Genomic DNA, 19,345 nt, shown 5'->3' with positions numbered 1-19,345 from the left:
TTTGAAGGCTTATTATTTGAAAAATATTTCAGATCTGGTATCTTAATTTATATATGTTCTAATTATGGGGTTTTAGGAGGTATTAGCAATATGTGGGAAGTATTTGTTTTTGTTAATCCGATTGGTCAACGTTGTTTAAAAACGGAACAATTAATTATTGATTTTGCTAAAAAGCATCACATCAATGCACATTTTAAGTTTGTCGCTTTAAACAATTTTTTATCAATGGATCATTATTTAAAAAACAATAACTATAACTTACACGACATTAATCTGCGCAATAAGTTAACCGATGATGTTTATCAAGCAACACTTTATTATAAAGCAGCTACTTTTCAAGGCAACAAAAAAGGCCGCCAATTCTTAATTAATCTTCAACATGCCATCAACTTTCAATCGCAAAAATTTACGATTCAGTTAATGCAAGAAATTGCTCAAAGCGTTAATTTAGATTGGCGTACAATGGTTAAAGATACTAAAAATGAATTAACCTTGAGCCAATGCATTGAAGATCAAAAAATTGCTTCTGAATTAGGAATCAATGAAACACCGACAACGGTAATTTATGATTATTCTCAAAATCAAGAAGCCCAAGCCTTTTGTTTGAAGAATTGTTCACCGATTGAATTGACGACAGTCTTAAAATCATTAATCTCTGATACTGAGCTTAATGATCAACAAATTGCTGCCAATCCTGTTTTGCATTTAGTAAAGTAATTTCTGAATTAATTAGGGGAAAATCAGAAAGAGCTTGAATGTTAAAATGATAAACTAATGGCAAATAACAACCTAAGTATTTATAAATGGGAAACACCGTCTGCGACGGTGTTTTTTTGATCCAATCAAGCAAGTTTTGCTGTTGTTGATAACACCAATTTTGAAATTGAATAAACTGCTGGTCAGGATAACGACAGTGTGTCAGATACCATTGTGACCAATCAATCGTAGCAATTTGATAATGACTAGATGGCCTTTGAAATTGTAACAGCTGCGTCCAGGTATAAATCTTTTTCATTTGCCAAAATAATTGTCTACTACTCGGATTCAAAGCAAAATGATAACACAACCGCAAAAAATCTTCTCGTGGTAATTTATATAAAATGTAATATCCCCACTGCTGATTAAAACTCAATAAGCCTTGACTGTGTGTTAATTTATTTTTCAACCGATAATGTTGCGGTCCAAAAATCCACAACGGATGTAACCCTTTTTGTAAATACTGCTGTTGGCGTGTTGCTAATTCTTGCGAACTAATGGGCGAACATTGATATTCCACTGCTAACCGAAATTGATGGTTATAAGCATAGACATCAATGCGCTGCTTGGGATCTATAACATATTCTAATTGAACGGTAAATTGTTTACGCAACCATTGCGCTAACCATTGTTTACCTTGCAGATGGATTGGCGTTTCATTATTTCCCGCATGTGAAACCACATGTCGAAAATAAGGTCGCTGCTGCTGGCGCACAACTAATTGTACTGGTTGATGACATTGCGGACAAAATACCGCTTGTGGTGCTTGATATTCGGACGCATATATTAATTCTCCGGCTTGATTCTTTGCTACTAACATATAATTAACACCTTATTTTAATTACAAAAAAGATACTAGTTTTAATTTGAATTAATCAAATTAAAACTAGTATCTTTAAGAGAATTATTTATGCAAAATAATAACGTGTTAATTCCAATGCAGATTGTTCCATCACTAAATGACCATACTCTGACAACATTGGCTCAGACACATTAGCCAATTGACCATATTCTTTAGCCAAGGCAATAATATCAGCAACACTAACGCTACGTAATTGATCAGTATAGATAATTAATTCTAAATAATATTGACCTTGAAGTTGGTACAAGTTACTAACAACCGAATTAACTCGTAAAGCTTTACTTAATTCCACGAAATCTTCGAACTCAGAAAAACTAAAAATAATTGTTTTTATTGGGGCATCAAGATTAACTAAATCATCATTGGAAGAATCTGTTTCTGTGGGATTAGCCACAACGTCTAATGCTTGCAAAAGATCATGGTCTTCTTCAGTATCTTCTTGTTTTTGATCAGGAACTTTAGTTATTAATAACTCTAAGCCCTTATGACTTGGAATAACCTGAAAGGTAACAGTCTGATCTTTAACAAATGTATGAGTTGTATCTACTTCTTCTAAAATATTATAAAAGAAACTCTCAATTTGCTTGCGATTACCTAATAAATCTAGAACCGTTACTCCACGTTCCTTTAAGTCATGACTTTCCAATGTTACTCGAATCATGTTTTCATTAACGTGTTCCACTTCCATGGCTGACCCACCTCACTTATTAATTTATTCTAACAGGCATCACCAGAAAGTAAAAGGTTAATCTGAAAAATTTACTAATTAAATGCTTGCGCACGTTGTAGTTCTCGTAATTCCATTACCCGAATTGCTCTTGGCAAAAAGCGGCGAATTTCGTCTTCATTGTAGCCCACTTGCAAACTTTTCTCATCCATCATAATTGGACGTCTTAATAAGCCTGGATTTTTTTCAATTAAGCTGATTAATTGATCAACCGTTAAATCATTTAAGTTAACATTTAAAGCCTGATAAGCTTTAGAACGCTTGGAGATGATTTCTTCGGTACCATCTTCAGTTAATTGAAGAATTTTTTTAATTTCATCTTTTGAAAGTGGTTGTGCAAAAATATTTCGCTCTTTATAAGGAATATTATTGTCCTCAAACCATTTTTTGGCTTTCCGACAAGAAGTGCAACTTGGAGATGTGTATAAGGTTACCATATAGAATTTCTCCTTTTTTAAATAATTTAGCGATTATTTTTAATCACAATTCAATTATAGGTAAGTCAAAATTTAATGTCTAGCTTTCTGCTTAGCTGAGGGCTTAACTACAACGAATCAGCAATCTTTGTCGGAATAGCCCTAATCAATTACCTTGCGCCAGCCAGTATTGGCCCGAGCAACCGGAATCTCACCAGCGGCTTGTTGCGTCTCAGCAACTAATTTATCTAACGGATAATTTTGTGGTAAATGAGAAATTAATAAGGCATCTACTTGAGCATCATGGGCCAGCTGTCCTGATTGAGTAGAAGTCATGTGCCACAATTGCCCTGTCTTAGCTGTTCCAAAATTAGTATCGGTAATCAATAAATTAGATTTTTGAGCAAAAGTAGCTAGATCAGCAAAATAGGCCGTATCAGCAGTAAAAGTCAGCACTTTATTTTGCGAATCAGTAATACGAGTTGCAAAAGTTGGCACTGGATGAATAGTTTGTTTAAAATCAAGCGTAAAGGGACCCAAGTTTAACGATTGCAACGGTGAATAAGCCTTTGCTTGTGTAAAATTACCAAACGTTAAACTAGCAAAATTCAATGGGTCTTGAGTATGACCATAGATGGGCAAAACAGCTTGTTTTTTGGTTCCTTCATGTAATTGCCAATAATATTGTAAAACACCAATATCAGCAATATGATCATGATGATAATGAGTTAAAACTACCGCATCTAACTGCAACGGATCCAAAATATTTTGTAATGAATTTAAAACACCACTACCGCAATCCAACAGCAAGTTATAGCCCTGGTCTTGTAATAAGTAGCCAGTCGTTGCTTGTTGACGGTATGGATAACCGCCATAATACCCTAAAACTGTGATCTTCATTATTTACACCTCATAAGGAGAATTAATATGTCCAACATTAAATTAATTTTTGGTACGCAATCCTTTTTAACCACATATTTGAATCAGAATAGTCTATTTGCACATAATGTGCAACACCCGCATGATTATTTATTAATTCAAAAAAATGTCGCACCGACACAAAAAAATGTCTGGCAAACCGTATTTCCACAAGCTAAGCTCACCATTGCAACACACTTTTACTTGGCTTTTATGCAGTTAAATACAGACAATCGGGCACTTTTAATTAATCAAGCAGTCAAATTACCTAGTCATAGTATCTTGTACCAACAACTTGAACAACCAGAACTGTTAATTATTACCTCACATCCTCAAATTTTACAAACAGTCAGTCAATTACTAAATATTTCCGTCAAGCAACTCAATGCTTCTTTAACCGGCTATCTCCAAGTTGGACAGTGACATCAAAGTAAAAACAATTAATTGTCAAATATACCAGCTGTTCTGCTAATTAAATTCTGCGTTAATTACTGTGTACAATGTTCAGCCTTTAAACAATTACAAGCAATTGTCTGTGGCGCGGTCTTTTCTTTTTGTGACAATAATTGTTTTAGTGTTTGAAGATCTGCTTGGCTCAAATTAATTTGCTTCACCAAATTAATTAATGCCGCTCCCTGCTTCATTGCGCAAAGATGCTGAAACAAATCAACAACTGCTTGATTCATCATTTGTTCTTCTTGAACTAACGGATAATAAATTTGCGGACGATGCGACTTATCAACCCCCACTACCTGCTTTTTAGTTAAGCGCGTAATCAAGGTTTTAATGGTATTAGGTTGCCACTTAGTTTGCTCCAAGTTAAGTACGATTTCATTAGCTGATGCCGATTTTAAAGTCCATAACACCCGCATGACTTCCCATTCTGAATTGGAAATACTCTCCATTAACTTTTCTCCTTCAAATTATCATTGTCAATTAACAAGCTGGCGCTCTCATAGTCTCATAATTAACTTGCAATAGTTCCTTAAACAATTATAATAGCCTGTAAAAAAGGATATTGCGATGTCACTATTAGATTTTACCACTCCTGAATATCAAGCAACTTACCGGCCTGCAATTGACCGTAACATGCAACTAGTACAAGAATTAAATACCGGTTCAAGATCTCAACAAGAGATTCATAAATATTTATGTAAAATTACCGGCCACACAGTTGATCACAGTGTCTCCTTGAAATTGCCCTTTTATACGGACTTTGGAGGCAATATCCATTTTGGTAAAAATATTATTATTAATACCGGCGTAATGTTTACTGATTTGGGTGGTATTTTTTTAGAAGATTATGTCATGATTGGACCCCGAGCATCATTAATTACTGTAAACCATTTAACCGATCCTAGTCAAAGAAATATTTTAGATTTAAAACCTATTCATCTACAAAAAAACGTTTGGATTGGTGCCAATGCTACCATTTTACCGGGTGTGACCATTGGCGAAAATTCTATTGTTGCTGCTGGTGCAGTAGTTAATCATGATGTACCTGCCAATCAAATGGTTGCTGGCGTTCCGGCTAAAATCATCAAAACATTGTAAGGTTTCACATCTAATTGTTTCCCACTTGCTAATTCGATCAAATAAAAAAACTAGGCCAAAAGTTGTTCTCTACAATTACGTAGTCTCAACTTGATCCTAGTTTTTTATTTGCTATTAATTAAATAATTACTTACGATGTGTCGCAACAAAATCGTTAACTAACTTTTCATTATCCGCATTACTTAAGGAAACATTCAAAGCTTGATCAACTAAGTCTGATAACTCTGTCGTATCCAGATGCTTCATCAATGAACGTACTCGTAAAATGGAAGTAGCACTCATTGAATATTCATCTAAGCCCATACCTAACAATAATGGTACCATGACAGAATCGCCAGCTGCTTCACCACACATACCAACCCATTTGCCTTCTTGATGAGCCGCTTTAATCACATGATTAATTAAGCGTAAAATAGACGGGTTGTATGGTTGATAAAGATAAGAAACATGTTCATTACCACGGTCAGCAGCCATAGTATATTGAATCAAATCATTCGTTCCAATACTAAAGAAATCAACTTCTTTAGCAAATTGATCTGCTAAAACGGCCGCTGCTGGAATTTCAATCATGATTCCAACTTCTAAATTGGCATCAAATGGAATCTGCTCAGCAGTTAATTTATCCATTTCTTCTTGTAAAATACCTTTAGCTTGACGGAACTCTTGAAGAGTAGCAATCATTGGGAACATAATCCGCAACTTGCCATAAGACGAAGCGCGTAGCAAAGCCCGTAATTGTGTCCGGAAAATATCTTGACGATCCAAACTAATTCGAATAGCCCGATAACCCAAGAACGGATTCATTTCTTCAGGCAATGGTAGATATGGTAAATGTTTATCACCACCAATATCCATTGTCCGTACAACAACTGGTTTACCATCCATACCTTCTAAAACTTCTTTATAAGCTTCAAACTGATCGTCTTCAGATGGTAATTCGGCAGAATCCATATACAAGAATTCAGTCCGATACAAGCCAATTGCTTCCGCACCATTGGCCTTGACACCAGCTAAATCTTTTGGTGTTCCAATATTAGCTGCAATTTCAAAATGCTTCCCATCAGCAGTCACGGTCTGAGCACTCTTGAGCTTAGCCCATTCTGCTTTTTCTTCAGCATACTGATCAGCTAAATCTTGGTAGTGTTTAACGTCGTCAGCGCTAGGGTTGATGACAGCATCACCGTGAACACCATCAACAATTAATTCATCGCCTAACTTAACATCCGCAGTAATCGTATCTGTACCCACAATGGCCGGAATTTCCAACGAACGTGCCATAATAGCTGAGTGCGCAGTCCGTCCGCCGATATCAGTAATAAAAGCTTTAACATACTTTTTATTTAACTGTGCTGTATCACTTGGCGTTAAATCGTGTGCAACGATAATAACTTCGTGATCAATCAAGGCCGGATTAGGTAATTCAACCCCTAATAAATGACTCATAACGCGCTTCGAAACATCGCGTACATCAGCCGCCCGTTCTTGCATGTACTTATTATCAGTCATCGCTTCAAACATGGCGATAAATTTGTTAGAAACATCACTCAAAGCTTGTTCAGCATTAACTTTATCGTCTTTAATTTGTTGAGCAACTGCACCCGTAAATTCGGGATCAGCTAAAATCATTTTGTGGGCATCGAAAACTTGAGCTTCTTCTTCACCCAAAGCCTCTTTAGCAGCATCTCTAATTGTTGTCAATTCAGCATCAGATTGCTTGATCGCAGCTTGCAAGCGTTCTGCTTCAGCTGTTGTATCAGTCACTGTCTGCTTTTTAAAGGATAAATCAGGTTGCACCAATAAATAAGCCGGTGCATTCGCAAAACCATCACTGGCAGCAATTCCCTTTAAAGTCTTCGTCATTAGTCTGAAAGTCCTTCTTTAGTCATGGTTTCGGAAATAGCAGTGATTGCTTCAGCAGCATCATCACCATCAGCGGTAATCGTTACATCAGCGCCTTGACCAACACCAAGAGACATCACACCCATAATAGATTTCAAATTAACTGTCTTACCATCATATTCTAAGTTAATGTCAGAGCTAAACTTGCTAGCTGCTTGTACTAACATTGTTGCAGGACGTGCATGAATTCCGGTTTCTGCAATTACGTGAAAATCTTTCTTTTCCATATTTAATAACCTCTCTTTAAGCCTAATTTTCATTTTGAGTGAAAAGGGTTAACTTAACATCAAAACTACATTACCATTATTCAAAATACAAGGCAAGTTTTTTCCAATAAAATTCCGAAGCCATCAGCCTTAATAACTAATTGCTTCCGTTTTCAGAAAATTTATATGTGACACGCCCATTTCGATGTGCAGAACCAATAATTTGTTTATGTTGAGGACAATTTAGCCACGCTTGATTAAATTCAAAAAAATGTTCACTATCAACTTCTATTTGATCAATTTTGCCAGCAATTAAATCTAAAATTTCTTGTTCGTAATCCATTTTCTACCTCACAATGCAAAATACTTTAATAACTAAATCATTCCTTATATACTGTGTTCAACATGTAAAGTCAAGTATTTTTAAACAAAAAATTCATTTTTTTGTTTTTAGCACTTGCATGTTGAGAGTGCTAATTGTATAATTCACATTGTACTAATAATTAGTACTCAATCGTCAAACACTCCTGAAGTAAAACTCAATAAGTACGGTTGGGACAAAGTTATTCAGAAATTGAGTACCAACTGCATCCAACATGAAGTATGAACTTTTACTTGATTGTTCGATGTAGTTCAGCCCCAAATTCTGATTTTCAGAGCACCATAAAGAAAAAATATTTATATTAAATATGAATATTTTCTTTATGTCTCAACTTCACTTAACAAGTGTTTTCTTTTGAAGACAGTTGTGGTTTGAACTTCACGATTCAATTCAACGGTTTGAAAATTGATCTAAATTCTTCTTCAGAAAGGTGGAATGTAGTTAATGCTTTGCCAAAACTGTCATAAGAATGAAGCAACTATCCATCTCTACACTAGTGTTAATGGACAACGCGCAGAAGTAAATTTATGCCAAAGTTGTTATCAAAAGTTGCGTGAGCAACAAGCGATGGGAGGTAATTCAAATATGAATAACGATCCATTTGGCTTTGGAGATCTTAGTTCTCTATTTGGCGCCATAGATCCACAACAAGAAATGCGTCGTCAGCAACAAATGTCCGCACAAAGCCAACGTAGTGGCGGTAACAATAATAATGGAAATAGTATTTTAGCCCAATTTGGGGTCGATCTTACTGCTCAAGCGAAGGACGGGAAAATCGATCCAGTGATTGGTCGTGATAAAGAAATTGAACGTGTCATTGAAATTCTCAATCGGCGTACTAAAAATAATCCCGTTTTAATCGGTGAAGCTGGGGTTGGTAAAACTGCCGTTGTAGAAGGATTAGCCCAAAAAATTGTCGATGGCGAAGTTCCGGAAAAATTACAAGATAAACGTGTCATTCGCTTGGATGTCGTTTCTTTAGTTCAAGGAACTGGCGTGCGGGGGCAATTTGAACAACGCATGCAAGAATTGATTAAAGAATTGCAAAGTAACAAAAACATTATTCTCTTTATTGATGAAATTCACGAAATTGTCGGTGCTGGTAATGCTGAAGGCGGTATGGACGCTGGTAATGTCTTAAAACCCGCCTTAGCACGTGGCGAATTGCAATTAGTTGGTGCGACAACTTTTAATGAATATCGGCAAATTGAAAAAGACTCTGCTTTAGCTAGACGTTTACAACCAGTCGAAGTCAATGAACCTAGTGTTGAACAGACTCTGCAAATTTTAAAGGGCATTGAACCAAAGTACGAAGCTTATCATCATGTCAAATATACCCCAGAAGCGATTAAAGCGGCAGCGGTATTATCAGATCGTTATATTCAAGATCGTTTTCTACCTGATAAAGCTATCGATTTATTAGATGAATCTGGTTCACGAAAAAATCTTACTTTAAATCCTGTTGATCCTAAAGAAATTGAGAAAAAAATCAAAGCGGCGGAGGCTAATAAGCAAGCAGCCTTAAAACAAGAAGATTATGAAAAAGCTGCTTTTTACCGCGATCAAACCAAAAAGCTCGAAAATGTTCGTGATAATAAAACCGATACTGAAAAAGAACCCAAGGTAACTGAAAAAGATATTGAAAGTATCGTGGAAGAAAAAACTAATATCCCCGTTGGTGAATTAAAGGCGCAAGAACAAGAACAATTGCGCAACTTAACACCTGAACTTGAAGCTCATGTCATTGGTCAGGATAAAGCCGTAGAACAAGTTAGTCGGGCAATTCGCCGTAATCGAGTTGGTTTTAACAAAACGGGACGGCCAATTGGATCCTTCCTCTTTGTAGGACCGACTGGCGTTGGTAAAACCGAATTGGCTAAACAATTAGCACGCCAACTCTTTGGTAGTGAAGATTCCATGATTCGCTTTGACATGTCGGAATACATGGAAAAGCACAGCGTTTCTAAATTAATTGGTTCCCCTCCAGGGTATGTCGGTTATGAAGAAGCGGGACAATTAACTGAACAAGTCCGGCGGCATCCGTACAGTTTAATTTTATTAGATGAAATTGAAAAAGCTCATCCGGATGTTATGCATATGTTTTTACAGATCTTAGATGACGGCCGTTTGACCGATTCTCAAGGACGTACTGTCAGCTTCAAAGACACCATCATTATTATGACGTCGAATGCTGGGCAAGGTGAAAGTGAAGCCAGCGTTGGCTTTGGTGCTGAGGCCAATGGCACCACTAATTCCGTATTAGACAAATTAGGCAATTACTTTAAACCTGAATTTTTAAATCGGTTCGACGGCATTATTGAGTTTGATCCGTTATCTAAGGACAGCTTATTAAAGATTGTCAACTTAATGATTCAAGACACTAACAAAATGATTGCTGATCAAGGTTTAGATATTGAAGTTACCCAACCTGCCAAAGAAAAGATTGTGGATTTAGGTTACGATCCAGCCTTGGGTGCTCGTCCTTTACGGCGGGTCATTCAAGAACAAATTGAAGATCGTGTGGCCGACCATTATCTTGATCATCCTAAGGAAAAGCATCTTAAAGCAGTGTTAGACAATGACAACATTAAAATTGAAACTAATAATGGTGAAACTAAAAAAACTGCTGAAAATAAGACAAAGACTTCTTCCGATGATGACAATCAAGAGCAGTCGAAAAAATAAGCAGCTTTAATTATAGTTACTAAAAAAGCGAATCAGTTGAAAGATTGGTTCGCTTTTTTTACATATTTCTATATTTCAAACATTAAAGTTTTTAGAGACTGGTCAAAACTGGATGATTTAAATAATCATAAACGCGACGTACTTCACTAATTTGGTTTAAATCTAACATTTGTGGATGTTTCAAGTCCATATTGGTAATCTCTTTCATTTCTGAATCAGTTAATGTAAAGTCCCAAATATCTAAATTTTCTTGCATTCGTTTTTCATGAACCGACTTAGGAATAATAACTACGCCTCGTTGAATATTCCATCTCAAGATCACTTGCGCTGTTGACTTGTGATGCCGTGAAGCAATTGTTTGCAAACATTGCTCGTGAAAAATGTCTTGTCGACCTTCCGCAAAAGGTGCCCACGCTTCGGGTTGAATTCGTTGTTGCCTCATAAAATCAAGCTCTGCAGTTCTCTGAAATAGTGGATGCGTTTCAATCTGATTAATCATTGGTTGAATGTCAAAATTAAAACTTAAGTCCAATAAATTAGTTGTTGAAAAATTGCATACGCCAATTGCTCGGATACGGCCTTGTTGGTACAACTGCTCCATTGCTCGCCAAGAACCATAATAATCAGCTAGCGGCATATGAATTAAATATAAATCCAAATAATCTGTGCCTAATTTTTGACAAGACTTTTCAAATGCCGTTAGCGTGGCCTGATAACCCATCTCCGGAATATAGGCTTTAGTGGTCAAAAAGATCTCGTGTCGCGGAACGGAACTTTTTTGCAATGCTCGCCCCACTGCGGTTTCATTTTGATAACTACTAGCGGTGTCTAATAACCGGTAACCGGTATTCAAAGCTTTTAAAACAACTTGCTCACAGTCCTTATTAGCAACTTGAAAGACACCAAAACCTTCCTGCGGCATTTGCACACCATTAGCTAGCTCAACTGTTTTCATCTGATCACAGCTTTCTTATTTAGATACAATTATTTCTTTTCATCTAATAACACAACGCCCTCAGGGGGATTTTGATCAATCGCGCCCACAATTGGGTGCGGAACATACGGTTCTTCTAAATATTGCACATCTTCTGGGGTCAGTTGAACATCTAAAGCTTGGACGGCACTATCAAAATGCCGTGCTTTGGTAGCTCCAATAATTGGTGCTGTCACACCTTTAGCCCATTGCCAAGCAATTGCAATTTGTGCCATAGTAACCTGATATTTATCAGCTAACTCATGCACCCGTTGCACGATTTTGACATCTTCGGCTTCCATCCGATCATACTTCCCCACTGCTACCCGGTCTGTCTTGGCTCGTAAAGTATCACCTTGCCATGTGGAACGTGCCAAATGGCCGGCGGCCAACGGACTATATGGCATTAAGGATACATCATATTGTTGACAAATTGGAATCAATTCGTGTTCGTCTTCACGATATAACAGATTATAGTGGTTTTCCATAGCTTGAAATTGTGCCCAACCATGTTGTTGCGCCACTAACTGCATATTATGAAATTGATAACCATACATGGCAGAAGCACCAATTGCTCGAACCTTACCCGCAGTCACTAACTCATTTAAAGCTTCCATAGTTTCTTCAATCGGAGTCTGATAATCAAACCGGTGTACCAAATATAAATCGACATAATCTGTGCCTAGACGTTTTAACGTCCCATCAATTTCATGTTGAATGGCTGTTTTGGATAACCGCCCGGGATTAAAATAAACCTTCGAGGCAATAACAACTTGATCCCGCGCAACATTCTTTTTGAGTGCTTGACCTAAATACTCCTCACTAGTTCCTTTTGAGTAGCCATTGGCTGTGTCAAAAAAATTGACTCCTAAATCTAAAGCATGTTTAACCACTTGTTCCGTCGCCGCAGCATCCAACGTCCAATCATGCATGGTTCCTGCTTTGCCAAAACTCATGGCTCCTACACACAAGGGTGAAACTTGAATATCGGTCTTTCCAATTGTTTGATATTGCATTGTAATTAATCTCCTATTCTTATTTAACCAAAAGTGGCCAGTGGCGCTAACCGTTTGGTATGCAGATACTGATTATATTTTTGTGCTTGCTGTTGTAACTGTGCATCGCTCAAGCTAGAAGCTCCTAACGTCACAAATGGTTGCATGAATTGCATTTTGATCAAATGACAAGTTGCTTGAAACGAACGCAATAATTCATTAACGGTATATTGCACAAATTGCTCACGGCCATAATTATTAGCTCCCGGAGAAACCGCAATCACCAATTCTTTGCCAGCCAAAGCGGTGCCTTGACCACCAAAGTCACCTTGCAATACGTCACATTCCCATTGTTTCAACAATGCAGGCGCACTATACCAATACATCGGAAATTGTAAAACAATACGCTGATTGGCGGTCAACAATTGTTGCTCAGTTTTAATATCAATGTGAAAATCAGGATATAATTGATACAGATCACGTACTACAATATCCGCAGTTAAAGCCTGACTTAATTGTCGGTTCACTCGTGAAGTTGTTAAATGCGGATGAAATAATAAAACTATTGTTTTCATGATTCCTCCTGACTAAAGATGGGATACTCTTTCACTTGTCCTGTTTCGTATAAATTAATTTTATGATCCAAACGTTGAATGGACTTGTGAAGACTGACTTGTTTTTGCTGCAGTATGGCACGCTGTTGTTCCAACAAAGTTTGACGTTGTTTTAAAGTCTTGGGTCCCTGTTGCATTAAACGAACATATTCAATTAATGGCTCTACCGCCACTCCTGAATTACGCAAGCAAATGATCATTTCAATTAAATCTTGAATTATTTCCGGATAATAGCGATTACCATTGGGCTTGCGAGGAATCGGCGGCAACAAACCAATTTGTTCATAATAACGCAACGTTGCCGGCGTAATATTGTACTTTTGACTAACCGCAGTTATCGACAAATCCTTCATACCATCACCTCTAAAACTAAAATTAACTTACTTAACAAAAAAGCTAGGATTATTTTTAATCCTAGTTTCATCATATTACTTAAAGTTAACTTTAAGTCAATATTAATTTAATGTTATGTGACTATCTTGTGCTTTTAAATTTAGTTGTTCTAAATTAACTGTACTATGGTGAACCCAGTAATTTTGGATTTGCCGACCAGCAATTTTTAAGACCGTGGCGTGTCCTTTGATGCGATAATTAATAGCTGGTTGGCGCAATTGAACATTTAGATGACTATCAGCCAACTGTAAGTGCGAACTATCTTGTAAAAGTAAATCCTGCATTTTAACTCGCGAGTCCTGTAATCGACCTTGTAAATTAGCTTGCACATGTTGGGCCTGCACGCTACTATCAGCTAGCTGCCAACGCCAACTTGGTAATTGACAATTTTGAACTCGCAAATTGGAGTCCCACAATTTTGTTTGTGCTTCTTGCTGAGCTTGAACGTTTTTTAGTGTTAAGTGACTATCATGTTGCTTCACTAATAACTGTTGCAGTTTTAACTGCTGCACTTGAACGTTGGAATCGGTTGTTTGCAAGCGCAACTGCCGAAGATCATGTTTCTTGGGCACTGTCAGCACTAATTTTGGGGCCTTGGTTCCGGCTATATTAACAAAGTTAAAATTCGGTTGCTTCGTAATGACTTGCAGCTGTTGACCATTTTGTTTGATTTTCACGGGCTGTTTATAAGCACCAATTAACTGCAATTGGTAAGCTTTACCTAATTTAATTTGTACATCAGTATCGGAACTATTGAGCGCAAGCTCTTGAAATGCTGGTAATTTTCGCTTAATTTGCACTTTCTTGTTATTACTAAGAACTGTTACTTTCGCAGTTAGTGAGTGGCTAATTAAGGACTGAAAACCATTATTAGAGGCCCCAATAATTAACAAAACCAATCCTAATAAAAAGATTGCCAGACTAGTCTGATACCATTTTTTCATGATTGATCTCCTCGGTGTAATGATTTTTTTTGAAAATAATTAGTTTTCAAAAATTTTTGTCCCAAATGACGAATCAAAACTACGCCCCGATTAGTCAAATAACGCATCAACTTGATTAACAGCGGTCCTAAGCCAACTAAAATTGCTAACATCATCAACGCAATTCCGAGATAAAAGCACCCCACTGCCCAATGAGCGGTCATTAGAAGTGGTGTAATCTTGACCAGAAGGAAAACACTACTGAATAAACAAGCCAACATAACTGCAATAAAGATTACCACTAATGCAACGATTAACACTAATATTGCTAAAAAGGCGCCCACCACAAGTAAAATGGCAGGAATTCCAATGGGGGCAGCCAACATTCCTAAGACAATCCACCAAATCACATGCAAATTATGGCGCGAAGACTTTTTAGCTGCAATTGGCGCCGCTGGCTCAGTAACTGTTGGCAACAAAGGATCCGCTGCTAAGTAATAATCGGCTAAAATTTTATGGGCTAATTGTTTGGGCGTTCCCAATTCATCATCTAATTGCCAGCGTTCTTTAAAACCAGCATCTAAAATAAATTCTTGGTAAAACAAGATCACATCTTGAGCTTCATCAACTGGCAAAGCAGTTAAGTTGTTCTTCAGTTCCTCAAGATAACTTTTCACGATTGGATTCATGAGCTTCCCCCATTACCTGATTAATTTGTTGACTAAACTGTTGCCAATCAGCTTGAATCTGACCAAATAGCTCTTGCCCCGCCGCCGTTAAATGATAGTAGCGGCGGTTACGTCCCTGATAGGGCTGATCATATGTTTCCAAATAACCATTCTTTTTTAAACGTCGTAAGACGGGATAAATCGTCGATTCAGAAATATCTAAAATACCCTGTACTTGTTGTGTCAAAACGTAGCCATACAAATCTTGGGTACGCAAAAATGATAAAACCGTACCATCTAATAATCGCGTGGGAACTTGAATTGCCATCACGCTATCTCCTTTAATGTTATATTTCATATAGTATTATATGATAAAAAAGCATCATTGACAAATGTGCCAATGATGCTTTTACAAATTTCACCCGAAAATGACTCAATTAGAGTTTCGCAGTTAATTGCACATCTGGATACTTATTTTCAAACCATTGTTCAGCAAAACGGTTTTCAAATAAGAATAAAGGTTGATCATCTAAATCTTTGACTAAAATGTTTCGACTAGAAGACATAGCCGGATCAAGTTGGTCGGGATTAATCCAGCGGGCAATCCGGGAACCAATCGGTTTCATAATCACTTCTGTGTTATATTCATTTTGCATTCGAAATTTAAAGACTTCGAATTGTAATTGCCCGACGGCACCTAAAATATAATCGCCCGTTTGGTAATTGCGATAAAGTTGCACCGCCCCTTCTTGTACCAACTGTTGCATTCCTTTATGAAAGGACTTTTGTTTCATCACATTTTTGGGAATGACGTCCATAAATAACTCTGGCGTAAATTGTGGTAAGTCTGGGTATTGCACTGCTCGTTTACCAGCATAAATGGTATCGCCAATTTGAAAATTGCCCGTATCATATAAACCAACAATGTCACCCGCAACTGCATTCTTTACTTGTTCACGCTGATCTGACATAAATTCAGTCGCATTATTTAAACGGAGTTGTTTCTGGGTTCTATTTAAAGTGACATCCATTCCCTTTTCAAATTCTCCGGAACCAATCCGGACAAACGCAATTCGATCACGATGCTTAGGATTCATATTGGCTTGAATCTTAAAGACAAAACCGGAAAATTCCGGATCATCGGCGGCAATTGTCGAATCATCAATTAATTGATGTTCACTAGGAGCTGGTGCTAATTGTAAGAATTGATCTAAAAAGGTTTGTACCCCAAAGTTGGTCAAGGCAGAACCAAAGAAAACGGGGGTTTGTTGACCTTGAGCAATCTTGCCGGGGTCAAAAGCATTACCAGCTTCCTTAATCAGTCCAATTTCCTCTAAAGTCTGTTGATAAATACTATCCGTCGTCAGCGGCTGCTCTGGACTTAAATGTCCTTGATCATCTAACGGTAAAAAGCGCTCATCAGCGTTTTTGGGATGATACAATTCAATCCGATTATTACTCAAATCATATAATCCTTGTAAGGTTTTACCGCTACCCATCGGCCAATTCATCGCACAACCTTCAATATCTAAAAGGTCTTCCAATTCGCCAATTAAATCCAAGGGTTCACGACCATCCCGATCTAATTTATTCATAAAAGTAAAAATGGGAATTCCCCGTTGTTTAACCACTTTAAATAATTTCTTGGTCTGTGCTTCGATCCCCTTAGCCGAATCAATCACCATCACCGCAGCATCAACGGCCATCAAAGTCCGATAAGTATCTTCGGAAAAATCCTCATGACCAGGCGTGTCCAAAATGTTAACATGCTTGCCCTGATAATCAAATTCCATCACCGAACTAGTGACTGAAATGCCCCGCTTCTTTTCAATTTCCATCCAATCTGATGTTGCATAATTACCAGTTTTTTTACCCTTAACCGTGCCGGCAGACCGAATTACTCCACCAAATAATAACATTTGTTCCGTAATTGTGGTCTTACCAGCATCCGGATGCGAAATAATCGCAAACGTCCGTCTTTGGTTAACCGCCTGTTTTAAATCCGATTGCTTCATTTGATTACTCTCCATTAATTAATATTTATATTTCACAGCAAAGAAAAATATACTCATTAAAAGAAACTACTTTCAAAGATCAAGCGTCTCCTTATTGGATATTTAAATTGCACTTTCACACTATTATTAATGATTTTGACTACTAATTGCTGTAGTTTACATATCATGTTCTCCTTTAAAAATAAGTTCTGGCAAAAAATGCTGAACAGCTCAGTTACTAACGCCTAAAATTAGTTCTTAACTAAAAAATTTAGTCATTATTAAATCAAAGTGTCTACCTTCTAGCACGATATTCATCTAAATTTTAACCATCATTTTTTCTGCTCGCCAATTCTGACTTTGGAGTAGTTGACGTACCATTTTTTTACAACAAATGCTAAAATTAACTTTGAATCAAGAAACGAAAGGACCTCATTATGTCTAATAAAAAAGTTTTTGTAATTTACACTTTCTTATTCATTATACCTTATCTTTTGTGTCTCGCTTTAATCGGCACTGGTTATGATGCACTTGTTAATCATTATAACAGTTGGTGGCGGTTAATTATATGTGCAATTATTGGTGCAATTTTAATGGTCGCGGTTAAATCAATTGCTCATCGGCCCATCAAAATTATTACCCATCAAACAACTAATCGTTCACTACGCACCATTATTAATTTTTTCAATATTGATTACAGTTTAACCAATTTTTATCTCAACTTTATTATTGATTTTATTTTAACCATTACCGCAGCTAAGTTAATCCATGTATTCTTTCAACCTTATCGCATTCAGGGTACTTTGATGGGATGGTTGATTGCCCTCTTAGTTCTCTCTTTAATTCTAGCTTCCAACCTAGAATACAGTACCTTAAGTATTGATTCTTCCCAAAAATAACGTATTAAAAAAGCAGGAAAACCTGCTTTTTTAATTTACATAGTCAATTCCTCAAGCACGATGCAATAATTCTTGATATCTTTGATACCATAAGGCAACATACCCGGGCGAAAATGGTCCTTTTTTAGTTTCAACCCAATCAATTAAAGTTTCCGTACTTTCCTTTAAGATCTGATCAATTTCTGAAGAATAACGCCACATTCGTTTATGGGCCGCATATTCATCCACATCCAATAGGCGTTTTTCACCATCCGGAAATACTTTAACATCTAAATCATAATCCACATACTTCAAAGCCTCACGGTCTAACACAAAAGGCGTTGCCAAATTACAATAGTAAGATGGACCATTTTCTCGTAACATTGTGACAATATTAAACCAATAATGTTTGTGAAAATAAACTAAAGCTGGCTCACGGGTAAACCACCGCCGATGGTCACTTTCAGTTACTAAAGTTCGGTCATTACAACCAATCAATTCATTTTCACTAGTTTTCAAAACCATTGTATCACGCCAAGTACGATGCAAATGACCATTATGCTTATAGCTCTGGATTGCTATGTAATCTCCTTCTCTTGGAACTTGCATAGTTGAACCAGCTTTCCACTTTCTCACGCAATTAAATTATATCAAACTAGGCCGTTTATGCCACAACTATTTTAAGTTTTCGAGTTGAGGACGAATCTGGTCACTTGTAAAGCCGCGCCGTAACAAAGCTGCGTATAGTTTGTTGCGCCCTTGATCTTTTGCTTGATAACGAGGCCACAATTTTTGCAGCGTCTTTTGGAGTAATTCTTGTTCTTGATCTTCATCTTTTATTTGGGGTAAATCTTGCAGAACTAATTGATTAATCTCACTACTAAATCCGGCAGCCATCAAACGCTGTAAGACCTTTTGTAAACGCCTTTTATGCGGATGTTGTTGATTTTGATGCCAACATTTTTGCGCTAATTTCGTAGCATTAATTACTTGTTGTTCAGTGGTATACAGTTCTAACGCTTGCTGAATTAAAGTCGGAGCAATGTATTTTTGTTGCAATTTATGTTGTATTTTCTTTGGACCATCTAATGTCGTTTTAAATTCCGTTCGGACAAAACTTTCCGCATATTGTAAATCATCTAAGTAATGATTTTTTTCTAGTTTAGTAATAATCGCGGTAATCGTTGAAGTGTCAACATCTTGACGCTTTAAGTAAGTTTTAACTTCGGCAGTACTGCGTAATTGATAACTCAAATAATTTAAAGCTTGATTATACGCATAATCTTTTTGTTCCGATTGTTGTATTTGCTCAACCTGTTCAGGCGTTAGCATTTGATCCTTGATTAAATGAAACTTAATCAAGACATTTTCGCCTACAGCAAAAGCAAACTGGTCATCTAAAAAAATATTATAGCGTCCCGGACGTTTTTGTGCGGTAATTTTGGTAATTTTCACGAATTATTATCTCCTCTGCACCTATGCTATACTAGCTTTAATAACTT

General features: G+C 37.0%; 23 protein-coding genes. 5 read left to right on the top strand and 18 right to left on the bottom strand.

What is annotated here, in order from left to right:
* Nucleotides 1–90: 90 nt before the first annotated feature.
* Nucleotides 91–717 carry a DsbA family protein gene (locus AC3B6B_RS03725; protein ID WP_489757328.1) on the top strand — a complete coding sequence of 209 codons (627 nt, stop codon included), beginning with the start codon at nucleotides 91–93 and terminating at the stop codon, nucleotides 715–717.
* On the opposite strand, the gene AC3B6B_RS03720 is transcribed toward AC3B6B_RS03725, so the two are convergent.
* The 4 genes from AC3B6B_RS03720 to AC3B6B_RS03705 all read right to left on the bottom strand — a co-directional run bounded on the left by AC3B6B_RS03720 (nucleotide 668) and on the right by AC3B6B_RS03705 (nucleotide 3,661).
* Nucleotides 668–1,576, bottom strand: a complete 909-nt coding sequence (locus tag AC3B6B_RS03720; RefSeq protein WP_489757327.1) for a competence protein CoiA — start codon at nucleotides 1,574–1,576, stop codon at nucleotides 668–670. The two genes, AC3B6B_RS03725 and AC3B6B_RS03720, sit on opposite strands and share 50 nt — an antisense overlap.
* 88 nt (nucleotides 1,577–1,664) lie before the next feature.
* Nucleotides 1,665–2,306 carry an adaptor protein MecA gene (locus tag AC3B6B_RS03715; RefSeq protein ID WP_489757326.1) on the bottom strand — a complete coding sequence of 214 codons (642 nt, stop codon included), beginning with the start codon at nucleotides 2,304–2,306 and terminating at the stop codon, nucleotides 1,665–1,667.
* Between the two features lie 74 nt (nucleotides 2,307–2,380).
* The gene (gene spxA, locus AC3B6B_RS03710) at nucleotides 2,381–2,782 is read right to left on the bottom strand and encodes a transcriptional regulator SpxA (protein ID WP_489757325.1); all 402 of its coding nucleotides are present in this window, start codon (nucleotides 2,780–2,782) and stop codon (nucleotides 2,381–2,383) included.
* 141 nt (nucleotides 2,783–2,923) lie between these two features.
* Nucleotides 2,924–3,661: an MBL fold metallo-hydrolase gene (locus tag AC3B6B_RS03705; protein WP_489757324.1), complete on the bottom strand. Its 738-nt coding sequence runs from the start codon at nucleotides 3,659–3,661 to the stop codon at nucleotides 2,924–2,926.
* A 27-nt stretch (nucleotides 3,662–3,688) separates the two neighbouring features.
* Between AC3B6B_RS03705 and AC3B6B_RS03700 the strand changes: the two genes are divergently transcribed.
* A complete protein-coding gene (locus tag AC3B6B_RS03700) occupies nucleotides 3,689–4,102 on the top strand; it encodes a hypothetical protein (protein WP_489757323.1) in 414 nt (137 codons plus the stop codon).
* Between the two features lie 65 nt (nucleotides 4,103–4,167).
* On the opposite strand, the gene AC3B6B_RS03695 is transcribed toward AC3B6B_RS03700, so the two are convergent.
* On the bottom strand, nucleotides 4,168–4,584 hold the full coding sequence (locus AC3B6B_RS03695) for a CopY/TcrY family copper transport repressor (protein ID WP_489757322.1): 417 nt from the start codon (nucleotides 4,582–4,584) through the stop codon (nucleotides 4,168–4,170).
* Nucleotides 4,585–4,702: 118 nt separating this feature from the next.
* On the opposite strand from AC3B6B_RS03695, the gene AC3B6B_RS03690 reads away from it, so the two are divergent.
* A complete protein-coding gene (locus AC3B6B_RS03690; protein ID WP_489757321.1) occupies nucleotides 4,703–5,233 on the top strand; it encodes a DapH/DapD/GlmU-related protein in 531 nt (176 codons plus the stop codon).
* 126 nt (nucleotides 5,234–5,359) lie between these two features.
* Here the strand turns inward: AC3B6B_RS03690 and ptsP are convergent, their stop codons facing one another.
* From ptsP to AC3B6B_RS03675, 3 genes are all read right to left on the bottom strand, one after another.
* Nucleotides 5,360–7,093, bottom strand: coding sequence for a phosphoenolpyruvate--protein phosphotransferase (gene ptsP, locus AC3B6B_RS03685; protein ID WP_489757320.1), 1,734 nt, complete (start codon nucleotides 7,091–7,093; stop codon nucleotides 5,360–5,362).
* A complete protein-coding gene (locus AC3B6B_RS03680; protein WP_489757319.1) occupies nucleotides 7,093–7,359 on the bottom strand; it encodes a phosphocarrier protein HPr in 267 nt (88 codons plus the stop codon). The genes ptsP and AC3B6B_RS03680 overlap by 1 nt, the downstream gene beginning before the upstream one ends.
* A gap of 136 nt (nucleotides 7,360–7,495) precedes the next feature.
* Entirely contained in the window at nucleotides 7,496–7,681 is a 186-nt protein-coding gene (locus tag AC3B6B_RS03675; RefSeq protein WP_489757318.1) for a hypothetical protein, read from the bottom strand.
* A 483-nt stretch (nucleotides 7,682–8,164) separates the two neighbouring features.
* On the opposite strand from AC3B6B_RS03675, the gene AC3B6B_RS03670 reads away from it, so the two are divergent.
* Nucleotides 8,165–10,405, top strand: a complete 2,241-nt coding sequence (locus tag AC3B6B_RS03670) for an ATP-dependent Clp protease ATP-binding subunit (RefSeq protein WP_489757317.1) — start codon at nucleotides 8,165–8,167, stop codon at nucleotides 10,403–10,405.
* Nucleotides 10,406–10,496: 91 nt separating this feature from the next.
* Here AC3B6B_RS03670 and AC3B6B_RS03665 read toward each other — a convergent pair whose 3' ends face one another.
* From AC3B6B_RS03665 to AC3B6B_RS03630, 8 genes are all read right to left on the bottom strand, one after another.
* Entirely contained in the window at nucleotides 10,497–11,360 is an 864-nt protein-coding gene (locus tag AC3B6B_RS03665) for an aldo/keto reductase (RefSeq protein WP_489757316.1), read from the bottom strand.
* 29 nt (nucleotides 11,361–11,389) lie between these two features.
* Nucleotides 11,390–12,394: an aldo/keto reductase gene (locus tag AC3B6B_RS03660; RefSeq protein WP_489757315.1), complete on the bottom strand. Its 1,005-nt coding sequence runs from the start codon at nucleotides 12,392–12,394 to the stop codon at nucleotides 11,390–11,392.
* A 23-nt stretch (nucleotides 12,395–12,417) separates the two neighbouring features.
* Nucleotides 12,418–12,948 (bottom strand): NAD(P)H-dependent oxidoreductase, encoded by a 531-nt coding sequence (locus AC3B6B_RS03655; protein WP_489757314.1) that lies wholly within the window; start codon nucleotides 12,946–12,948, stop codon nucleotides 12,418–12,420.
* Entirely contained in the window at nucleotides 12,945–13,340 is a 396-nt protein-coding gene (locus AC3B6B_RS03650; RefSeq protein ID WP_489757313.1) for a MerR family transcriptional regulator, read from the bottom strand. Before AC3B6B_RS03650 ends, AC3B6B_RS03655 begins: the two co-directional genes overlap by 4 nt.
* Nucleotides 13,341–13,442: 102 nt before the next feature.
* Nucleotides 13,443–14,324 (bottom strand): DUF4097 family beta strand repeat-containing protein, encoded by an 882-nt coding sequence (locus AC3B6B_RS03645; RefSeq protein WP_489757312.1) that lies wholly within the window; start codon nucleotides 14,322–14,324, stop codon nucleotides 13,443–13,445.
* Nucleotides 14,321–14,992 (bottom strand): DUF1700 domain-containing protein, encoded by a 672-nt coding sequence (locus tag AC3B6B_RS03640; protein ID WP_489757311.1) that lies wholly within the window; start codon nucleotides 14,990–14,992, stop codon nucleotides 14,321–14,323. Before AC3B6B_RS03640 ends, AC3B6B_RS03645 begins: the two co-directional genes overlap by 4 nt.
* On the bottom strand, nucleotides 14,964–15,299 hold the full coding sequence (locus AC3B6B_RS03635; RefSeq protein ID WP_489757310.1) for a PadR family transcriptional regulator: 336 nt from the start codon (nucleotides 15,297–15,299) through the stop codon (nucleotides 14,964–14,966). The genes AC3B6B_RS03640 and AC3B6B_RS03635 overlap by 29 nt, the downstream gene beginning before the upstream one ends.
* Nucleotides 15,300–15,408: 109 nt before the next feature.
* Nucleotides 15,409–16,986 carry a peptide chain release factor 3 gene (locus AC3B6B_RS03630; protein WP_489757309.1) on the bottom strand — a complete coding sequence of 526 codons (1,578 nt, stop codon included), beginning with the start codon at nucleotides 16,984–16,986 and terminating at the stop codon, nucleotides 15,409–15,411.
* 416 nt (nucleotides 16,987–17,402) lie between these two features.
* Between AC3B6B_RS03630 and AC3B6B_RS03625 the strand changes: the two genes are divergently transcribed.
* Nucleotides 17,403–17,864, top strand: a complete 462-nt coding sequence (locus AC3B6B_RS03625) for a hypothetical protein (RefSeq protein WP_489757308.1) — start codon at nucleotides 17,403–17,405, stop codon at nucleotides 17,862–17,864.
* 51 nt (nucleotides 17,865–17,915) lie between these two features.
* Here the strand turns inward: AC3B6B_RS03625 and AC3B6B_RS03620 are convergent, their stop codons facing one another.
* Together AC3B6B_RS03620 and recX are read right to left on the bottom strand one after the other, a co-directional pair.
* The gene (locus AC3B6B_RS03620) at nucleotides 17,916–18,452 is read right to left on the bottom strand and encodes a DUF402 domain-containing protein (RefSeq protein ID WP_489757307.1); all 537 of its coding nucleotides are present in this window, start codon (nucleotides 18,450–18,452) and stop codon (nucleotides 17,916–17,918) included.
* Nucleotides 18,453–18,518: 66 nt separating this feature from the next.
* Nucleotides 18,519–19,298, bottom strand: coding sequence for a recombination regulator RecX (recX, locus tag AC3B6B_RS03615; RefSeq protein WP_489757306.1), 780 nt, complete (start codon nucleotides 19,296–19,298; stop codon nucleotides 18,519–18,521).
* Nucleotides 19,299–19,345: the final 47 nt, after the last annotated feature.

It is taken from the genome of Bombilactobacillus sp. ESL1197, from assembly GCF_058107145.1.
This window is presented reverse-complemented; position numbering and strand designations above follow the sequence as displayed.